Origin of the sequence: Streptomyces sp. CB01635, from assembly GCF_002803065.1 — a bacterium.
In the GTDB taxonomy this organism is placed as follows: Bacteria; Actinomycetota; Actinomycetes; order Streptomycetales; family Streptomycetaceae; genus Streptomyces.
Genome location: NZ_NNBL01000024.1, coordinates 117,573 through 135,663, shown reverse-complemented (window position 1 = coordinate 135,663; position 18,091 = coordinate 117,573). Strand labels below are relative to the sequence as shown.

The 18,091-nt window shown below is 69.2% G+C and carries 17 protein-coding genes and 1 pseudogene; 9 read left to right on the top strand and 9 right to left on the bottom strand.

Annotated features, from left to right (window positions below; genetic code table 11):
* Positions 1-150 precede the first annotated feature (150 nt).
* Positions 151-930, bottom strand: a complete 780-nt coding sequence (locus CG723_RS36820) for an IS5 family transposase (RefSeq protein ID WP_100597880.1) — start codon at positions 928-930, stop codon at positions 151-153.
* Positions 931-1,263: 333 nt separating this feature from the next.
* Between CG723_RS36820 and CG723_RS36810 the strand changes: the two genes are divergently transcribed.
* The 4 genes and pseudogenes from CG723_RS36810 (at position 1,264) to CG723_RS36790 (ending at position 5,920) form a co-directional block, all read left to right on the top strand.
* Positions 1,264-2,394 (top strand): hypothetical protein, encoded by a 1,131-nt coding sequence (locus tag CG723_RS36810; RefSeq protein ID WP_199842037.1) that lies wholly within the window; start codon positions 1,264-1,266, stop codon positions 2,392-2,394.
* A 122-nt stretch (positions 2,395-2,516) separates the two neighbouring features.
* Positions 2,517-3,890, top strand: a pseudogene (locus tag CG723_RS36805) (IS1380 family transposase).
* 734 nt (positions 3,891-4,624) lie between these two features.
* Entirely contained in the window at positions 4,625-5,452 is an 828-nt protein-coding gene (locus CG723_RS36795; RefSeq protein ID WP_100597877.1) for an LLM class F420-dependent oxidoreductase, read from the top strand.
* A 33-nt stretch (positions 5,453-5,485) separates the two neighbouring features.
* Entirely contained in the window at positions 5,486-5,920 is a 435-nt protein-coding gene (locus CG723_RS36790) for a TIGR03668 family PPOX class F420-dependent oxidoreductase (RefSeq protein WP_199842036.1), read from the top strand.
* Positions 5,921-6,523: 603 nt separating this feature from the next.
* Here CG723_RS36790 and CG723_RS36785 read toward each other — a convergent pair.
* The 4 genes from CG723_RS36785 to CG723_RS48770 form a co-directional block, all read right to left on the bottom strand.
* Positions 6,524-7,132 carry a transposase gene (locus tag CG723_RS36785; protein ID WP_100597876.1) on the bottom strand — a complete coding sequence of 203 codons (609 nt, stop codon included), beginning with the start codon at positions 7,130-7,132 and terminating at the stop codon, positions 6,524-6,526.
* Positions 7,059-7,424 carry a transposase gene (locus CG723_RS36780; protein ID WP_159032627.1) on the bottom strand — a complete coding sequence of 122 codons (366 nt, stop codon included), beginning with the start codon at positions 7,422-7,424 and terminating at the stop codon, positions 7,059-7,061. Before CG723_RS36780 ends, CG723_RS36785 begins: the two co-directional genes overlap by 74 nt.
* Positions 7,425-7,662: 238 nt before the next feature.
* The gene (locus CG723_RS36775) at positions 7,663-8,250 is read right to left on the bottom strand and encodes an SMI1/KNR4 family protein (protein ID WP_100597874.1); all 588 of its coding nucleotides are present in this window, start codon (positions 8,248-8,250) and stop codon (positions 7,663-7,665) included.
* 46 nt (positions 8,251-8,296) lie between these two features.
* Entirely contained in the window at positions 8,297-8,419 is a 123-nt protein-coding gene (locus CG723_RS48770; protein WP_267893756.1) for a hypothetical protein, read from the bottom strand.
* Between the two features lie 143 nt (positions 8,420-8,562).
* Here CG723_RS48770 and CG723_RS36770 point away from each other — a divergent pair, with 143 nt between their 5' ends.
* Positions 8,563-8,961 carry a YunG family protein gene (locus CG723_RS36770; RefSeq protein WP_100597873.1) on the top strand — a complete coding sequence of 133 codons (399 nt, stop codon included), beginning with the start codon at positions 8,563-8,565 and terminating at the stop codon, positions 8,959-8,961.
* A 735-nt stretch (positions 8,962-9,696) separates the two neighbouring features.
* Here the strand turns inward: CG723_RS36770 and CG723_RS36760 are convergent.
* Genes CG723_RS36760 through CG723_RS36750 form a run of 3 tightly spaced genes read right to left on the bottom strand, consistent with a single transcriptional unit; the run spans position 9,697 to position 11,982 of the window.
* On the bottom strand, positions 9,697-10,326 hold the full coding sequence (locus CG723_RS36760) for a bifunctional 4-hydroxy-2-oxoglutarate aldolase/2-dehydro-3-deoxy-phosphogluconate aldolase (RefSeq protein WP_100597872.1): 630 nt from the start codon (positions 10,324-10,326) through the stop codon (positions 9,697-9,699).
* Positions 10,314-11,060: an IclR family transcriptional regulator gene (locus CG723_RS36755; protein WP_100597871.1), complete on the bottom strand. Its 747-nt coding sequence runs from the start codon at positions 11,058-11,060 to the stop codon at positions 10,314-10,316. The genes CG723_RS36760 and CG723_RS36755 overlap by 13 nt, the downstream gene beginning before the upstream one ends.
* A 4-nt stretch (positions 11,061-11,064) precedes the next feature.
* Positions 11,065-11,982 carry a sugar kinase gene (locus tag CG723_RS36750; RefSeq protein ID WP_100597870.1) on the bottom strand — a complete coding sequence of 306 codons (918 nt, stop codon included), beginning with the start codon at positions 11,980-11,982 and terminating at the stop codon, positions 11,065-11,067.
* 158 nt (positions 11,983-12,140) lie between these two features.
* Here CG723_RS36750 and CG723_RS36745 point away from each other — a divergent pair, with 158 nt between their 5' ends.
* Positions 12,141-13,493 (top strand): MFS transporter, encoded by a 1,353-nt coding sequence (locus CG723_RS36745; protein WP_100597869.1) that lies wholly within the window; start codon positions 12,141-12,143, stop codon positions 13,491-13,493.
* Positions 13,494-13,927: 434 nt separating this feature from the next.
* Here CG723_RS36745 and CG723_RS36740 read toward each other — a convergent pair whose 3' ends face one another.
* Positions 13,928-14,656, bottom strand: coding sequence for a FadR/GntR family transcriptional regulator (locus CG723_RS36740; RefSeq protein ID WP_100597868.1), 729 nt, complete (start codon positions 14,654-14,656; stop codon positions 13,928-13,930).
* A gap of 214 nt (positions 14,657-14,870) precedes the next feature.
* Here CG723_RS36740 and CG723_RS36735 point away from each other — a divergent pair, with 214 nt between their 5' ends.
* The 3 genes from CG723_RS36735 (at position 14,871) to CG723_RS36725 (ending at position 18,044) form a co-directional block, all read left to right on the top strand.
* Positions 14,871-15,785 (top strand): aldose 1-epimerase family protein, encoded by a 915-nt coding sequence (locus CG723_RS36735; protein ID WP_199842035.1) that lies wholly within the window; start codon positions 14,871-14,873, stop codon positions 15,783-15,785.
* Positions 15,786-15,873: 88 nt separating this feature from the next.
* Positions 15,874-17,289 (top strand): sugar porter family MFS transporter, encoded by a 1,416-nt coding sequence (locus tag CG723_RS36730; protein WP_100597867.1) that lies wholly within the window; start codon positions 15,874-15,876, stop codon positions 17,287-17,289.
* Positions 17,286-18,044 (top strand): SDR family NAD(P)-dependent oxidoreductase, encoded by a 759-nt coding sequence (locus tag CG723_RS36725; RefSeq protein WP_100597866.1) that lies wholly within the window; start codon positions 17,286-17,288, stop codon positions 18,042-18,044. Before CG723_RS36730 ends, CG723_RS36725 begins: the two co-directional genes overlap by 4 nt.
* Positions 18,045-18,091: the final 47 nt, after the last annotated feature.

Here is an 18,091-nt window from a genome sequence, read left to right as displayed (position 1 = left end):
GGCGGATACACCCAGGTCAACAGGCCGAGACCCGATAAGTCAGACACACTCGCAGTCACCTAAACCACCCCCAGGACGAACTGCCAAGCACAGTACGCCTACAGCAAAGGCAACGGCATTGGGCCTAAGAGGTCGTTTTCTCCCAGTGTTTTATCCCGGAATCGACTGTTTGGTGTGGGGTGTCGGGTCGCGCCAGGAGATGGTGTTCTCGCCGGTGAGGCGGCGGGCCATGAGGTCGGTCATGGCAATGTGGATCATGGCTTCGGAACGGGCGGGCAGGGTCTCGTAGTCACGGGCCAGGCGGCGGTGGAGCATCAGCCAGCCGTAGGTCCGCTCGACCGCCCACCGCTTGGGGATCGGGGTGAATCCCCTGAGCCCGGGCTTGCGAGTGCTGATCTCCATGTCGATGCCGAGGGTCGCGGCGTGTTCGACGAGGTGTTGGCGGTAACCGCCGTCGACCCACGCCTTGCGGATGCCGGGGTGCTCGGCGGCGACCTGGTCCAACAGCCCAGTGCCGGCCACGGAATCCTGCACGCTCGCCGCTGTGACCAGCACGGCGAGCAGGAGCCCGATCGTGTCGGTGACGATGCTCCGCTTCCTGCCTACGATCTTCTTGCCCGCGTCGATGCCCTGGCTCGAGGCATGAACGCTGGTGGAGGTCTTGACGCTCTGGGCATCGATCACACAGGCCGACGGCTCGGCGTCCCGCCCTTCCTGCTGCCGCAACAACTGCCGGAGCAGGCCGTTGAGCTGGGCGAACACGCCTTCCTGCTGCCACTTGGTGAAGTAGCCGTAGACCGTGTTCCAGTGCGGGAAGTCATGCGGAAGGTAGCGCCACTGGACCCCGGTCCGGTCCACGTACAAGATCGCGTCCATGATGTCGCGCAGGTCATGCTCGGGTGGCCGGCCGAAGACGGTGTGAGCAGGAATGCCGCAATGACATGGACGAGCAGGAACAGCGCAGCGTAGAGGCAGTGATGCCCATGAACAAGCTGATCATGGTGACGAGGTTGAACAGGAGGCGGGCCTGCTGCCGATCGATCTCGTCGCGGTGCCCGGGGTGGCGCGGAGCGGGGGTTCGCGGTGGCGCACGCAACCGTGGCCCGGTGGTGGAGCGGGCCCTGCACGGGGAGGACGAGGAGATCTGACCGTACCGCCTACACCTGCTGGCAGGGGCCAGCGTGTCATGCGGCGTCGGCGATACCTCGGGGGCATCCTGTGGGCACGGGCGGTCGGGGGCAGCCGACGAGAAGGGTCCAGTTCATGCGGGTGTCGTCTCAGGGCGTTACAGTCGTGGCTCTCCTGGCGGATCCGGATGCGCCGACGGAGATCGCGCAGCGCATGGCCCAGACACTTACTGCTCGACTCGCCGACAAGTCGGGGCAGGGGCGACGGTTCGACGTCGAGGTCGTCAGTGAGCCCTTCACCGCAGGGACCGAGGACTTGCCCACCCTGATGCGCCGGATCATGGATCGCGGAAGTTCGGAGGATTGGGACATCGTCGTGGCTCTCACCGACCTTCCGCTGCACACGCACGGGCGCAAGCTCGTTGTGAATCTGAGTCACGAACACGGCTTGGCGTTGTTGTCTCTTCCCTCTTTGGGGGGCTTTCGGCTGTATACGAGGGCTCGGCGGGCCGTGGAAGAAGCCGTGCTGGGCTTGGCAGGTCCGAAGGCTACTGGGGCTGAAGGACCTTCGCAGAGTCAGCCGTCGCTGGGGCCCTTTGCCGGTCGACTCGCGCCCATCCACCCGGTCCCGGTCGGTGGGGAGGAGACCTCCGATCTTCGGTACGTCGTCAGCGGGCCGCGCGGTTACCTGCGGGTGCTCGTCGGTATGGTCCGCGCCAACCGACCGTGGCGGTTGGTGCCGGGGCTGTCGAAAGCCCTGGCAGCCGCACTTGCCACGGGAGCAGTCGCCACCGTGAACTCCACCGTCTGGAGCCTGGCCGAGGCCCTGGGCGCGCCGCGCCTCGTGATCGCCATGGTCGGGTCCGTCGGGGTCATGATCGGCTGGCTGATCGTAGACGCGCAGCTGTGGCATCGCTCCGCAGAGGGCTCGCTGGAGGCGAGGCAGAGAGCGAGACTCTACAACGCCTCAACGGTCGTGACCGTGGGTATCGGGGTGCTCGTCTGCTACGTGGGCTTGATGGTCATCAACTTGGTGTGGGCGCTGTTTATCCTCAACGACCAAGTGTTCGCTTCCATGACACGAACCCCGCTGCACGCAACGGGCTACTGGACGTTGTCATGGTTCGTCGCTTCGGTCGCCACGGTGGGCGGCGCGCTGGGATCGGGCTTGGAGAGCGACGAGGCGATCAGGGCAGCCGCCTACTCCAAGCGCGAACAGGAACGTCGCCTCATGCTCCAGGACGACCACGGTGACTATTTAGCCTAGCCTCGCGTTTTCACGAGGTGGGCTGTCCGATGGCTGATCAAATAAGCAAGGAGTGCCTCTGACCTGGGACGATGGGACTTGTCTAGGGTCCTGTTCGTCATCGGGAAAGCTGCACTCCTCAGGTGAAGAAGAGTATTGGGTCGTACCCGCGTGTACGTGTCCGGGCGACGGTCCCACGTCGTCTCGCAGGCCGGTTCGGTCCTGCTCGTCGAAACAGTCCGCAAGAGTGGGCTTGACCAGGCGATATCCGCCACGCTCGCACCCTGGCGGAAACCGCGGGCCGTCCACGATCCCGGCAAGATCCTCCTGGACCTCGCGCTGGCGGTCGCCCTCGGTGGGGACTACCTCGCCGACATCGCCACGCTGCGGTCCGAGCCGGACGTCTTCGGCCCGGTCGCCTCCGACTCGACCGTCTCGCGCCTGATCGACACCCTCGCCGCCTCCGGCGAGAAGGCACTGCAGGTCATCCACCGGGCCCGGGCCGACGTCCGCTCCCGCATCTGGTCGTTGGCCGGCAACAACGCCCCCGACCAGGGCGGTGGGGTGACGGTCGATCTGGACGGCGTCCTGGTCCTCGCCCACTCCGACAAACAGGACGCGACGGCGACCTGGAAAAAGACCTACGGCCACCATCCGCTGATGGGCTTCGTGGACCATGGCTCGGGCGGCAAGGGCGAACCGGTGGCAGTCCTGCTGCGGCCCGGAAACACGGGTTCCAACACGGCCGCCGACCACGTCACCGCCACCCGCCTCGCCCTGGCCCAACTGCCCCGAAAATACCGGCGCGGGCGGTAAACCCTGATCCGCATGGACTCAGCCGGGGCACCCACGCGTTCGTGTCATGGCTCACCCGGCGGGGCCGGTGGCTGTCCTATTCCGTCGGAATGACGATCACCGAGGCGATCCACCAACACGTTCTGAAGATCCCCGAACCGGCCTGGACACCGGCCATCGAGACCAGCGGCGAGGTGTGGGACGGGGCCTGGGTCGCCGAACTGGCCGCCGGCGTCCTGGACGGCTGGCCGCCGGGCATGCGGCTGATCGTCCGCAGGGAACGGCCGCATCCCGGGGCCCAGTTGAGGTTCACGGACGCCGACGGCATGCGGCTCACCTGCGTCGCGACCAACACCGCCGGCCGGCCGATCGCCGAACTCGAGCTTCGTCACCGGCTGCGGGCCCGCGCGGAAGACCGCATCCGGGCCGCCCGGGCCACCGGCCTGCGCAACCTTCCCCTCCACGACACGGCCCAGAACAAGGTCTGGCTGGAGATCGTCCAGATCGCTCTCGACCTGCTGGCCTGGATGCCCATGCTCGCCCTGACCGGCAAGGTCCGGCTCTGGGAGCCCCGCCGCCTGCGGTCCCGCCTGTTCACCGCGGCCGCCCAACTCCTCACCACGGGCCGTCGGCGGATCCTCCGCCTGGCCCGCCACTGGCCCTGGACCGACGAGATCACCGCAGCGCTGGCCCGGCTCGCCCTCCTCCTCAACCCAGGCTGACCAGGAGCTTCCCCGTTCCTGCGAGCATCAGCATCACAGCCCGGGCAGTGGAACCCGGCGCCCACCCGACGCGACACTCGGGCCCTTGGCCTGCCTGCGACCCCGCCCAGAAGCCAAAACGGTCCACCGACTCCGTCGGCGGACCGTCGAGAAAGATCGAGGCTAACCAACTGCTGTCCACGATCACGGGGACTTCACCGCACAGTTCCCCCCTTTCCACACGCTCCACGCCGCGCAGTTCCTCCTGGCCGCCATCGTGTACGACGACTGCCCGGAGCATCTGCGCAACGGGTACGGGGTCCCGGACATCGACCGGCTGGTCCCCGAGGACGCGGACGCCTGTCCTGATGACGGCCGAGGGGTAGCGCAGCCTGTTCGGAGGCCGGCTCGATGAGGAACTGCGCAACGTCGAGGACCAGGTGGCCGCCACCGCCCGCGCCCGGGCCACCATCCAGTTAGTGCTGGGGCAGGTGCCACACGGTCGCGAGGGCCGGGCGCGGATGCTCGACATCGTCTACGAGCTCCGTGACGACCCGCGTGCGATCGCCGGCGTTCTCGCCTCACCACTGCGGCGCTGTGCGAGGTGGCCCTGCAGCGGCCGGCGGACGCGTGGGTCGGGCAGTGACAGTGGGCGTAGGGTCCGGGCGCCACGCCGCGGGAGGTCATGCCCGACGAGGAGCGACCGACCACGTCACACTGACAGCGGGTGTGCCGACGAGACGAGGTGGTCACGGATGAAGTTCGGAGTATCGACATTTGTCACCGATGAGGGCATTGGCCCCAAGGCGTTGGGACCCGCCCTGGAGGAGCGTGGGTTCGACTCCCTGCTGCTGGCCGAGCACTCGCATATTCCGGTCAAGCGGGAGTCCCCGTACCCGGGGGGCGGTGAGCTGCCGCGGATCTACTACCGGACGCTCGACCCGTTCGTGGCGCTCGCCGCGGCCGCCTCGGTGACCCGTGACCTGCTCCTGGGCACCGGCATCGCTCTGGTGATCCAGCGCGATCCGATCCACACCGCGAAGGAGGTCGCCTCTCTCGATCTGATCTCCGGCGGCCGGGCCGTGTTCGGGGTCGGCGCGGGCTGGAACCGCGAGGAGATGCGCAACCACGGGACGGATCCGGCCGTCCGCGGGCGGCTCATGGACGAACGCATCCGCGCGATGATCGAGCTGTGGACCAAGGAGGAGGCCGAGTTCCATGGCGACTTCGTCGACTTCGATCCCGTCTACGCCTGGCCCAAGCCGGTCCAGAAGCCCCATCCGCCCATCTGGGTCGGGGGCGACAGCGAGCGCGCTTTCGAACGCGTCGCCGCGTACGGTGCGGCGTGGATGCCGAGCAATCTGCCGCTCGAGAAGCTGGGTGAACGCATCGCGCGTATGCGGCGGACGGCCGGTGACCGCCCGTCCGTCGTGGTGTACGCGGGCCGGCACGACCGCAAGACGCTCGACACCTACGCCGAACTCGGCGTGGAACGCGTCCTGCTGTATCTGCCGACCCTGCCGAAGAACGAGACGCTGCGCACCCTGGACGAACTGGCCGAGGCCACGTCCGGCCACCGGTGACAGCTCGCGGCTGCCGCTGAACAGGAGCTGACCGTGCCGGACATGGCCGGGGACGAGGCGCGCCGCCGGTTCATGACCGCGCGGGTGGCGCGCCTGGCGACGGTGGACGCGGGCCTGCGCCCGCATCTGGTGCCGGTCGTCTTCGCGGCCCACGGCGAGGAGATCGTCACCGCCGTCGACTGGAAGCCGAAGAGGTCACAGCAGCTGAAACGCTTGGACAACATCGCGGCCCACCCGGCTGTCTGCCTGCTCGTCGACGCGTACGACGAGGACTGGGAGCGGCTGTGGTGGGTCCGCGCGGACGGTGACGCCCGGGTGCTGCCGCCCGGCACCCAGGGCGAGTACCCGGCGGCCGTCGCCCTGTTGCGGGAGAAGTACGCGCCGTACCGGCAGCGACCGCCGACCGGTCCGGCGCTCGTGATCGCCGTCCGCCGGTGGCACGGCTGGCGTGCCGCGTCGGGGGGGTGACCGTAGGGCAGGAGACCGCCGCCCCCGGCATCACCAGTATCGGCACCATCACGGCTCGTCGTCGCCGTTATTCGGCTACCCGACACCGCCGTTGCCCCGCAGGAGCTGGGTGTCCATCCGCCCGCCGTCCCGACACCGCTCGTCTCCCCCGACGCGCGGCGAACGCCGCAGCTCAGCCAGGCCCGCTCGTGCTGCTCCGTCCACCTACCTGACCGCTGCTCACCTCTTCGCCGCTCTGGGCCTGCCGCGCACGAGTGACCACGCCAAGGCCGCAGAAATCCTCGCCCTACGCCACCAGCTCTCTCTTCTCGAGCGCCAACTCGACTCGCAGAAAGTAAAGTTCAGCCCCGCAGACCGGGTCGTCCTCGCCGCGCTCCTGACCCCGCTCCCCCGTGCGGTGCTGCGCGGCTACTGCTACTCGTCCCTCCGGACACCATCTTGCGATGGCACCGCGACCCGCTCCGGCGGCCCCACACGAGAGCCTCCTGCAACAAGCAGCCCGAGCGCCCGCACCGTCCGCTCCATCCAAGCCCTCGTCCTGCACCTGGCCCGCGAGACACGAGATTGGGTTCTGGCACAACTTCCGGATGCTGTTGGCGAATCTTAGGTGGGCAGGTCGCGGCAGAGCTGGTGGAAGCGGCTCCTGGGCCGCGCTTTGCGGGGCGGTGCGATGCCCGGCGAGAGGTAGCCGCTGAGTCGGACGATGTTCGTTCCGGCTGCCGTCAGCACGTGTTGGACGTGGGTTCTGGCGATGCCTCGGTAGCGGCAGTTCCGCAGGCCGTGGGCATGAACGGTCTCGGAGACGGTGGCCTCGCAGCCTGCTCGGATCGCGTATCTCCGGCGCCACTCGGTCGTTGTCTGTTCGGCCCTGGTCTGCGTCTGGATCTCTTGGAGAGGTTGTGGCATCAGGAAGACGTGACGGCCCTTGCCTTCGACGTTGCCGGTGCATTTGAGCCGGTCGACGCATTCGCGGTAGGCCTTGCATGGGAAGAGCACGGAGAGCCGGGGGTGGCCGTCGCCGAGTGTGGGCTTCCATGGTGGACTCGTCACGCCGTTGGGGCAGGTCAGGGTGCGGGCTTGCCAGTCGATGTGGAAGTCCTGCTTGGCGAAGCCGGGCCGTTTACCGGCCTGTGGGTCGTCACGGGCTGGTCCGAAGAGTGTGATGTCCCACTGCCGGGCGGCGTGGTGGATGCTGTCGGGCGAGATCCGCAAGACGTTCGACCATCACAGCCAGCAGCCGGTCTGCACGGTCCCCTTCGGCCAGCCGGTCACGGAACTCGCTCAGCACCGTGAAGTCGAAGCCCGCGTCGTCCAGCTCCAGGCAGTACTTCCAGTCCAGATGGCACCGGACGGCCTCCGCCGCCTGCCGGTCGGTCAGATTCTCCGTGTATTGCAACACCGACACCAGCGCGAGCCGGGCCGGTGACAGACCCGGGCGCCCGTCCGACGGATACCAGTCGGCGAAATCCTCGTCCACGAACAGCTCGTCGAGCCGGTCACGCATCCACATCGCTGCCGTGCTACGCGGATTACTCGCCCGGGCCATCTTCACGGTCAGTGGCGGAACCACTCGACCAGAACCACACCCCATCGACATTCCGGCCCCCTCCGACCGGCAGTGACTGCCCCGCTCAACAACGGCAGCACACCGCCGCCAGCGCGAACAACCCCTCGGGGGAAGGCTTCACCCCACCGAGCGAAGATCACCAACAGCATCCATTCCGTGCAGCAATTACGAAGAGTCAGATCTTCGGGGCCATGCGAGGACGGTCTGGATGGGCACGAAGTCGAGGCGAGGTGAGTTCCAGGGCCCGGTTGTCGCGTCCGGCGCTCATGTGGTTGAGCCAGCGTTCGTACCACTCGAGGAAGTCGGTGGCGGAGGAGACGTTGGGGCCCCAGAACCCGTCGCTGTTACCAATGAGGACTCGGCCGGTGAGGGGGCCGGTCACCGCGAGGACGCATACATCGGTGCAGCCCATCTCGATGATGTGGAGGAAGAGATCGCGTCCGTGGGCCCTGGGTCCTGTGGCGTCGAAGCCGCGGGGTGTCCCCGGTTCTCCACGCGGATTCATGACCAGCAGGGAACACCGCTCCACCGGCATGAGGCCGTAGAACGGCGCCGCGCCTGACCCGCCGATGTGCGTGAGGAACTGCCGATAGGCGTCGGGCAGGACGATGTCGTGCTCGGCCTCAAACGCAGCGACGCGTGCTTCCGCCAGCTTCGGACCGAGGCGAAACTCGTGTTGCTCTTCCCCGAAGGAGTGGCTGCGCAGCGGTTGGAACGGGATCGCGGCCAGTTTGCGACGCAGTCGGGGTATGCGGGGATCCATGGTGCATCTTCTTCTCTCGTCCCCGTCACCCTATGGGTGGCTGTGGTCAGCCGGCCAGAAGAACCCTCTTTCGCAGGAGAGCGAAGCCGGCCCGGCCGAACATCTGGCGCTTGAGCACCTTGATCCGGTTGACGTGTCCTTCGACGACGCCGGCAGGGTGAGCAGACAACTCAAGTCCTTGCTGACGGACAGTTGATCCCCCTGTCCGGTATGACTATCAGTCGCCTGTTCGGCAGCTCGTGCTTCGGTCCTGTCGGGGCTCGCCGCTCTTGTGCCATCTCCGATGTCAGTGGTGGCTGCGATGCTGGCGACGTGATCCCTTGGAACCTGCTCGATCTCGACAGAGCCCTGCGCGCCAGCTGGGCCGCCGACACCTGTTCGCCCGACGATCAGGCCGACTGGCAGCCCGGCAACCCGGCCTGGGGCCACTGTGACATCACGGCCTTGGTCATCAACGACATCTTCAGCGGTGATCTCATAGTCGGTGAGGTGCACCTTGACGGGACCGAGCACGGCTTCCACTGGTGGAACCGGCTGCCCAGCGGTATTGAACTCGATCTGACGCGCGAGCAGTTCCAGCTCGGACAGACCGTCACCGCTGCCCGTGTCGTCGCGCGTCCGCCGGGCCCTCTGCCCCGCCGCTGGGAGGAGTACCTCCTTCTGCGAGAGCGCGTCATCAAACACCTCGGACCGCTTCCGGAGCCCGTCTGAGGGAGAGCCGGGGTCAGCCCGTCTGATTCAACGGGACGACGCCCTGACCGCTGGTGGCCTGGGTTGGCCGTAGTGAGGAGCCTTCGGTCAGGACCATGTGTGCGTGGCGCAGGAGCCGGTCGACGGCGGCTGGCTTTGTTCGCCGCCTGACAGGCACGGAACGAAAAAGGAAGCGTCGGCGGTTCTGCCCGGCGGGGGCTCCTGTCTCCGCCCTGCAGCGGGTGCGTACCAGGTGCTCGGCGTAGGTGCGCTCCGTACACCTACGCGCCCACGGTGTACGTCTTCTCCCCCATCATCAACGGCGCATCTGCGGGCCCTTTGATGTACGGGCCACGCCAGATCACGCGATGCTCCTGCCCGCTGGGGTACCACTGCCTCACCTTGTGCATCCGGACCGGCCACCGGTGGTAGCAGCGCCGACGCGAGCGCGCAGGTGTAGGTGGTGAAGGTCAGCGATCCCAGTTCCCGAGTGGGTGGGGCGCCGAGCTGGGTGATCGAGGCAACTCCGGCCAGCGCAAGACATGACCACACGAAACCCCCGCAGACTCACCTGCACTCCCCCGTCGGTGGAGAGTTGGGCGCTGTGCGTACCCATGGCCACGCACAGCGCCGCCACCGGCCAAGGTCCGTGACGGGAGGGTGCGGGGTTCGAAAACGGTCACCGGCTTCCAATTGCCGACGGCTTCTTCGAGGCCGAGCCCGGGTTCAAGCCTCTAAAAGGCAAGTCGCCCGTGCCTAGCGGGATGCCAACAGATCGGCCAGCAGCGGGAGTTGTTCCGGGTCCTCCAGGGCTGAGCCCACGGCGACGACCCTGGCTCCGGCTGCCAGGTAAGCGGCAGCGTTGGACGCGTCGATGCCGCCCGTCGCCACGAACGGCACCTCCGGGAACGGGCCCCGCATGGCCTTGAACCAGCCCTGACCGAGCACGCTCGCCGGGAAGGCCTTCAGCCAGGTCAGGCCGAGCGCCCGCGCCGCCTGGACGTCGGTGGGGGTGGCGACGCCGGGCAGGTGCGGCAGGCTCGCGTCGATGCTGGCCTGTGCCACTTCGGCGGCGAGCCCGGGGGCCACCGTGAACGCGGCACCCGCCGACACCGCCCACTCGAGGCGCTCGGTCGTGGTGACCGTGCCCGCACCGACCGCCTTGCCGCGCTCGCGGCCCGCGGCCACGACGGCGGCGAGCACCCGCGCGGCCTCCTCGGTCTGCACCGGTACCTCGACGCACTCGATGCCCAGGTCCCAGGCTCGTACGGCGAGTTCCACGGACTTGTCCGCCGGCATGCCGCGCAGGATCGCCATCACGGGCGACTTGGCGAACAGCTCGTCGAACGTCGGCGTCTCGGGGTCTACGGGGGTCAGGGGCGCCATCCCAGCTCCTTGGAGATCGTCTCGGCGGTGGTCATCAGGTCAGGCAGTACGTCGGCCTCGAGGGCGGCCAGGTCGGCCTTCGCCTTCAGGGCGGTGACGGACACGGCGGCGACCACGTCGCCGCCGCTGTCGCGGACGGGGACGGCGAGGCAGTTCACGTAGTCCTCGTACTCGCCGTCGTCGACGGCCCAGCCGCGCGCCCGGGTCTCGTCGAGGGCCGCGCGGTAGGCGGCTGCGTCGGTGATCGTCGTGCCGGTGTGCGGCGCGAAGTCGCAGCCGGCGAGGAGCGCCTCGGCCCGATCGCGGGGTACGTGGGCGAGGATCGCCTTGGCGACGCCCGCGGTGTGCAGCGTGACGGGTCGGCCGATCTGCGAGTACAGCCGCACTCCGTCCACCGGGTCGACCTTGTCGACGTACACGATCTGTTCGCCCTCCAGCGCTGCGAGGTGCACGGTGTGTCCGCTGCGCTCGCCGAGGCCGCGCAGGTGCTCGCTTGCGATGTCCTTCAAGCCGAACTGTTCCAGGGCCAGTTGGGCGAGCCCGGCGAGCCGGTGGCCGACCGCGTACCGCCCGTCGGGCAGGCGGCGGGCGAGTCCGCCCTCGGCCAGCGACTCCAGCAGGCGCAGCGCGGTCGACCGGTGCACGCCCAGGTGCTCGCCGACCTCGGTCTGCGTGCGCGGCCTGCGGGCGATGCACTCCAGGATGTCGATGGCCCGCCGTACGGTCTGTGACATGACCTCAGCTTCTGTCTTTTGGTGAGATGGGGACGTAGTCCTCGATGCTGCGCAGCGTGCGCCCGGCCAGACGGTGGCCGAGGGCGAGTCGCTGGCGCGGCGCCGCACCGTCGAGCAGCCCGCTCAGGTATCCGGCGGCGAAGGCGTCACCCGCGCCGACGGCCTCCACCACGTCCACGGCGGGCGCGGCCACGAACTCCTGTGTCTCGTCGGTGAATTCAGTGGCTCCCACGGCGCCGTCCTTGACGACGAGCGTGCCGCGCGGCGCGATGTGGTCGCGGATGTCCTGTGCGGTGGCGGTGCCCCACAGGGTCTCACCCTCGTCGCGCCCGACGAGCACGATGTCGGCACGGCGTGCCAGGGCGAGCAGCGCCTCGGCCGCCTCGCCGCGCGAACTCCAGAGCGCGGGGCGGTGGTTGATGTCGAACGAGACCAGGGTTTTGGTGCCGGCCGCCCGCTCCAGAAGCGCGGCCACGAGCACCGCGCACGTGTCGGAGAGGGCGGGTGTGATCCCGGTCAGGTGCAGCAGCCGTACGTCGGTCAGGTCGATGCCGTCCGCGTCGGCCGCGCTCATCCGGGAGGCCGCCGAGCCGGCCCGGTAGTAGTGCACGCGCGTGCCGTCAGGCCTCGGGTCCTTGAAGTAGACGCCGGTCGGGGCCGAGGTGTCGCGCCGTACGCCGGTGACGTCCACGCCGCGTGACGCGACCGCCGCGACGATCCGCCGCCCGAACGGGTCGTCGCCGACCCGGCTTACCCAGGCGGCGCCGTGGCCGAGGTCGGCGAGGTACTGGGCGACGGTCGACTCGGCGCCCGCGACGGCGAGCCGCAGCTCCTCGCTGCGCTCGAGGCCTGCGCCGTCGGCGGGCGTGACCTGGGCCATCGTCTCGCCGAGGCAGACAGCCGTGGCGGCCGTGGTGGTCATCGCGCCGTCCCTCCATTGGCATGGGTGACATGCCATTGACATCCCGCAGTGGTCATGAAGAACATTAGCAGCCCTTGCGCAACAGGCGTGCATATGTTGCAACACGGGGTGTGAGCCGCACAGAATCCCCCCACCAGCGTGAACCGAAAGGGAGTGAGATGAGCAGGCCGCCGAGCGCATCCACACACCAGAACGCCCGTCAGGAGACCGGACCGCAGACGGCGATGAGCGCCCGCACCCGGCAGCGCCGCACCGCCGCCGCCAGCGTCGTCGGCTCGATCCTCGAGTGGTACGACTTCTTCCTCTTCGGCGCCTCGGCCGCGATCGTCTTCAACAAGGTCTTCTTTCCCAACGTCTCCCCGTTCGCGGCGACGCTCGCCTCCTTCGCGACCTTCGGCCTGGGCTTCGCCGTCCGCCCCATCGGCGGCCTGGTCCTCGCCCACCTCGGCGACCGCATAGGCCGCCGCCCGGTGCTGATCCTCACCGTGGTCCTGATGGGCGCCGGCACCCTCGCCATCGGCTTCCTCCCCACGTACCACCAGATCGGCATCTGGGCCCCGGTGCTGCTCGTGCTCTGCCGGATGATGCAGGGCTTCGGCGTCGGCGCCGAACTCGGCGGCGCATACGTCATGTCGACGGAGGCAGCGAAGGCCGAGAAACGCGGCTTCTACGGATCGCTGCCCGGCGCGGGCGAGTTCATCGGCGTCGTCATCGCCTCCGGCGCGGTCGCCGCCGTCTCCACGCTGCCCGAGGACGACTTCCTCGGCTGGGGTTGGCGTATCCCGTTCCTGGCGAGCGCCCTGGTCGTGATCATCGCTCTCGTCATCCGCAACGCGGCGCCCGAGACCGAGCAGTTCGAGGCCACTCGCGACAGCGACACGCGCGAGAGGTTCCCCGTCCTCGCCGCGATCAAGAGCCGCCCCAAAGCGATCGCACTGCTCATCGGCTCCGGCTGCGCCACCGCCATCGCCTCGTACGCGATCCAGGGCTACCTGCCGAGCTACCTCTCCAACCAGCTCGGCCTGTCCTCCGGCACCTCGGTCCTCGGCATCACCATCGCCTCGGCGATCTCCATCCTCACCATCCCGCTGGCGGGCGCCCTGTCCGACAGAGTCGGCCGCAAGCCGGTGATGATCGGCGGCGCGGTGGCGATCACGCTTTTCGCGTATCCGTTCTTCTGGCTGGTGGACACCCGCGAGCCGTGGCTGATCTACCTGGCCATCACCGTCGCCTTCGCCCTGATGCTCAATTCCATCTTCGCGGTCACCGGCACGTTCTACGCCGAGTCGCTGCCGACCGAGGTCCGCTTCAGCGGTCTTGTCTTCGTCCGCGAGATCAACGGCGTCATCTTCGCGGGGACTTCGCCGTTCGTGGCGACGCTGCTGGTCGACGCGGGCGGCGACCGCCCCTGGTACCTGGCCGGTTACATGGCCGCGGCCGGACTCGCCAGTGCCCTGTGCGTGTGGCGCCTGCCGGAGACGGCGCCGGCCCGCGCCAAGGGCAGAAACTGACCTGCTGCGCGGCGTCCGTGCCACGGAATCGCGGATCCGGCACGCGGGTGTCGAACGCCTCCCTGGTAGTAGGCACTGGCTGGGTCATGTCGGAGGTCGAGGGGGCGTACGCCGCCGTCCGGGCTGGTCTGGGAACACCTCGATGCGGCGAAGATCGCTTCGATGGAGCTGGCAGCACGGGCACCCGGGGGCGACAGCTGAGGCGGAGTCCGGTGCGGGCAACGACAAGAAGCGCCCCCGTCTCCGGCGCATAGGCATAGACGGGACGCGTCGTGTGGGCGGGCTGCTCCTGCGTCGCGGCAGTCACGACGACGACCGCGGCGACGGCGGCGCGTGCCGCGAGCAGATTCCGGGTCCGGTCACTGCCGCGCCCAAGAGGCCCGGACCGCCCCGCGGAAACCCAGTTGAGGCCGCCGCGCGGGCGGCCCGCCGCCTCAGCCCTGGCCGGATGCCGCGCGAGCCTGGCCGCGCACGGCCAGGTCGAGGTCGCGGTCCGCCTTCGCCAGCAGGTCCGCCATAGCCGCACCCGAGCGCGCGGCGTCGCGGTCCCGGATCGCGTCCAGGACCGCGCGGTGACTGGGCACCGGGTCGTCGGCGCAGCCGTGCTCACCGTGCACGATGCTGTCGCGCGCGCGCAGTGCGGGGGCCATCAGGTCGTGCAGCATGGCCAGCATCTCGTTGCCGGACGCGACGAGGAGCGCGTGATGGAAGTCGGAGTCGGCGGCCACCGCCTCGGCCGCGTCGTTACCGGCCCTCGCCATGCGGTCGAGTGCCGCTTCGAGGTCACCCAGTTGTTGTTCGGTGCGGCGCTCGGCGGCCCGGCGCACAGCGGCGGGTTCCACGATGGAGCGCATCTCCGCGAGGTCGCGCAGGACCGCGTCCGCCTCGCCGCCCTCGATGCGCCATCGGATCACATCTGCGTCGAGGACGTTCCACTCGGTGCGCGGTCGGACGAAGGTGCCGCGCTTCTGGCGGGAGGCGACCAGGCCTTTGCCCGCGAGGACCTTGAGCGCCTCGCGGATGACGGTGAGGCTGACGCCCATGCTGTCGACCAGGGTGCGCGGATCGAGGGTGGCGCCGGCAGCCACCTCGCCTCCGACCACCCGGGAGCCGAGCGATTCGACTACACCTCCGTGCACTCCGCGCCCGGCGTACGACACCATGCTCCGCTCCCCTCTGGTGCGACGGGCCGACTGCCGGTCGCACCATCTCCGGCGGCCAATTTAATTCATAATTTTTGGAAGCTCAACCAAGGGATCCCACTCAGCCCCACTTGGAAAATTAATTATGAATAATCCTTGACGGGGGCCGGTGCCGAGTGGTGCAGTCCTGGTCGTAGCCCTTCCGTGCCCTTCCGTACGCCCCGAGGAACGACCCTTGTCCCACACCCCGCTGCCACTGTCCGGCACCCAGCTCCCGCTCACTGCCGGGCCGTACACCGCGACCGTCGCGGGCGTCGGCGCGACACTGCGCGAACTGGACTACGGCGGGCGGCCGTTGATCCTCGGCTTCGACGCCGACGAACCGGCGCCCGCCGCCCACGGACAGCTCCTCGCGCCCTGGCCCAACCGACTGGCGCAGGGGCGCTACGCATTCGACGGCGCCGAGCACCAACTCGCCCTGGACGAACAGGAGCCCCCTTCCGCGCTGCACGGCCTCGTCGCGTGGCAGACCTGGACTCCGCAGCCGCACGACGACGCCCACGGGGTCCGTCTCGCCCTCGACCTGGCAGCCCGGCCCGGCTATCCCTTCGCACTGCGGCTGCTTGCCGAGTACCGCCTGGACGCGGACAGCGGGCTCACCGCCCGCGTCACCGTGGTCAACCGGTCGTCGCGGCCCGCCCCCTTCGGTCTCGGCGCCCACCCGTACCTGACCTTCGGTGGCTCCATCGACCGGTGCTCCGTGCAGCTGGCCGCCGATCACTGTCTGCACCCCGATGCCCACATGCTGCCCGACGGGAAGCCGCGCCCGGTCCAAGGAACCCCTCACGATCTGCGCAGTCCAAGGCAGTTGACCGGCACGGTGCTCAATCACGCCTACACCGGGCTGCACCGTGACAGCGACGGCCTGGCGTGGGCGCGCCTCCGCGCCCCCGAAGGCGACGCCGTCGACCTCTGGGCCGACGCGTCCTTCGGCTGGCTCCAGCTCTACACCGCCGACCACTTCGGGCGGACCGGTCTCGCCGTGGAACCGATGACCTGCCCGCCCGACGCGTTCAACAGCGGCCATGACGTGATCGTCCTGGCCCCCGGCGAACAGTGGTCCGCCGCCTGGGGCATCCGCGTGCCCTGACCACCCCCACCACACGTCACGGCCCACCCTGCGAAGCGGGCCACCCATCCGGAAAGCCCTCTCCGGGAAGAACCATCCGGGAAAGAACATGACGCACCTTCGAACACTTCCCCCCGCCTCCGCCACCGGACGCCCGCCCCACCTCACCCACGTCGTCTTCGTCGCCGCCGCCGCCGCGATGGGCGGCTTCCTCTTCGGCTACGACAGCTCGGTGATCAACGGCGCCGTCGAGGCCGTCCGCGACCGCTACGACGTCGGGCCCGCGGCGCTCGCCCAGGTCATCGCCATCGCCCTGATCGGCTCGGCCGCCGGGGCGACGGCAGCCGGGCGCCTCGCCGACCGCATCGGGCGCATCCGCTGCATGCGCATCGCGGCTGCGTTGTTCACCGTCAGCTCCGTGGGCTCCGCCGTGCCGTTCGGCCTGTGGGACCTGTCGTTGTGGCGGGTGATCGGCGGCTTCGGCATCGGCATGGCCTCCGTGATCGGCCCCGCCTACATAGCGGAGGTCGCCCCGCCCGCGTACCGGGGACGCCTCGCCGCGTTCCAGCAGGCCGCCATCGTCTTGGGCATCGCCGTGTCCCAGCTCGTCAACTGGCTGATCCTCACGCTCGCCGACGACGACCAGCGAGGCCGCCTGGCCGGCCTTGAAGCCTGGCAATGGATGCTCGGTGTGATGGTGGTGCCCGCGCTCGTCTACGGGATCCTCTCCTTCACCATTCCCGAGTCTCCCCGGCACCTGATCGCCCGCGGCGCCATGGACGAGGCGCGCCGGGTGCTCGCCCGGCTCGAGGGCGAGGGACCCGGGCTCGACGTACGTATCACCGAGATCCGTGAGCACATGAGCCGCGACCGCCGCTCGACCTTCCGCGACCTGCGCGGCAAGGCGGCGGGGCTGCGCGGCATCGTCTGGGTCGGCATCGGCTTGGCGCTGTTCCAGCAACTCGTCGGCATCAACGTGGCGTTCTACTACTCAGCGACGCTGTGGCAGTCGGTGGGCATCGACCCGAGCAGCTCGTTCCTGTACTCGTTCACCACATCGCTCATCAACATCGTCGGCACGGTCGTCGCGATGCTGCTGGTGGACCGGGTGGGACGCAAGCCGCTGATCCTGGCGGGCTCGGCCGGGATGACCCTCGCACTCGGCTGTGAGGCGTGGGCGTTCTCCGCGGACCTCGTCGACGGCCGGCTCCCCCACACCCAAGGGCTCGTGGCGCTGGTCGCGGCCCACGTCTTCGTGCTGTGCTTCGCCTCGTCGTGGGGCGTCGTGCTGTGGGTCATGCTCGGCGAGATGTTCCCGGCCTCGATCCGCGCCGCCGCGCTCGGTGTGTCCTCGTCCGCCGTATGGGTGGCCAACTGGGTGATCACCGCGTCGTTCCCGAGCCTGTCCGACTGGAGTCTGGGCGGAACGTATCTGATCTACGCAGCCTTCGCGCTGCTCTCCCTGCCCTTCGCCGCGAAGTGCGTGCGCGAGACCCGGGGCAGGACTCTCGAGGAGATGGGATGACCGGCATGCAACGCTTCACCGATCAGGTCGCCGTGGTGACCGGGGCCGCCGTCGGCATCGGCGCGGCCACGGCAGCCCGGCTCGCCTCCGAGGGCGCGGCCGTCGTGCTCAGCGACATCGACGCCGAGCGCGGCGAACGGACCGCCGCCGAGCTGCGTGAACAGGGCGCCCGCGCCTCGTTCGTACGGGCCGATGTGGCCGACGCGGCGGACTGGGAGCGCGTGCTGGACACGGCTCACGCCTACGGCCCGGTGCGGGTCCTCGTCTCCAACGCGTACACCGTGGAGCTGGCCCCGGCCGGCGAGATGACTCAGGCCTCCTGGGAGCGGCAGGTCGCCGTCAACCTCACCGGTGGGTTCCTCGGCTTCAAGGCTGTGCAGCCCGACATGTCGGAGCATGGCGGCTCAGTCGTCTACACCTCGTCCGTGCACGCGCACATGGGGCTCCCGGGCCGGCCGGCGTACGCCGCGACCAAGGGCGCCGTGCTCTCGCTGTGCAGTCAACTGGCCGTGGAGTACGGCCCGTCGATCCGCGTGAACGCCGTACTGCCCGGACCGATCCTGACCGGCGCCTGGGACGGCATCGATGAGGAGAGCCGGGCGCGCAGCGTCGCCGAGACGGCGGCCCGGCGCTTCGGCACGCCGGAAGACGTCGCTGCGGCCATCGCCTTCCTCGCCTCCGCCGAGGCCGGCTTCGTGACCGGCACCAGCCTGCTCGTCGACGGCGGCTGGAGCGTCGTCAAGGCCTCCTCCTGACACGCTCCACGCTCTTCGAGCCCTCTGATCTCAACTCGCCGAAAGGT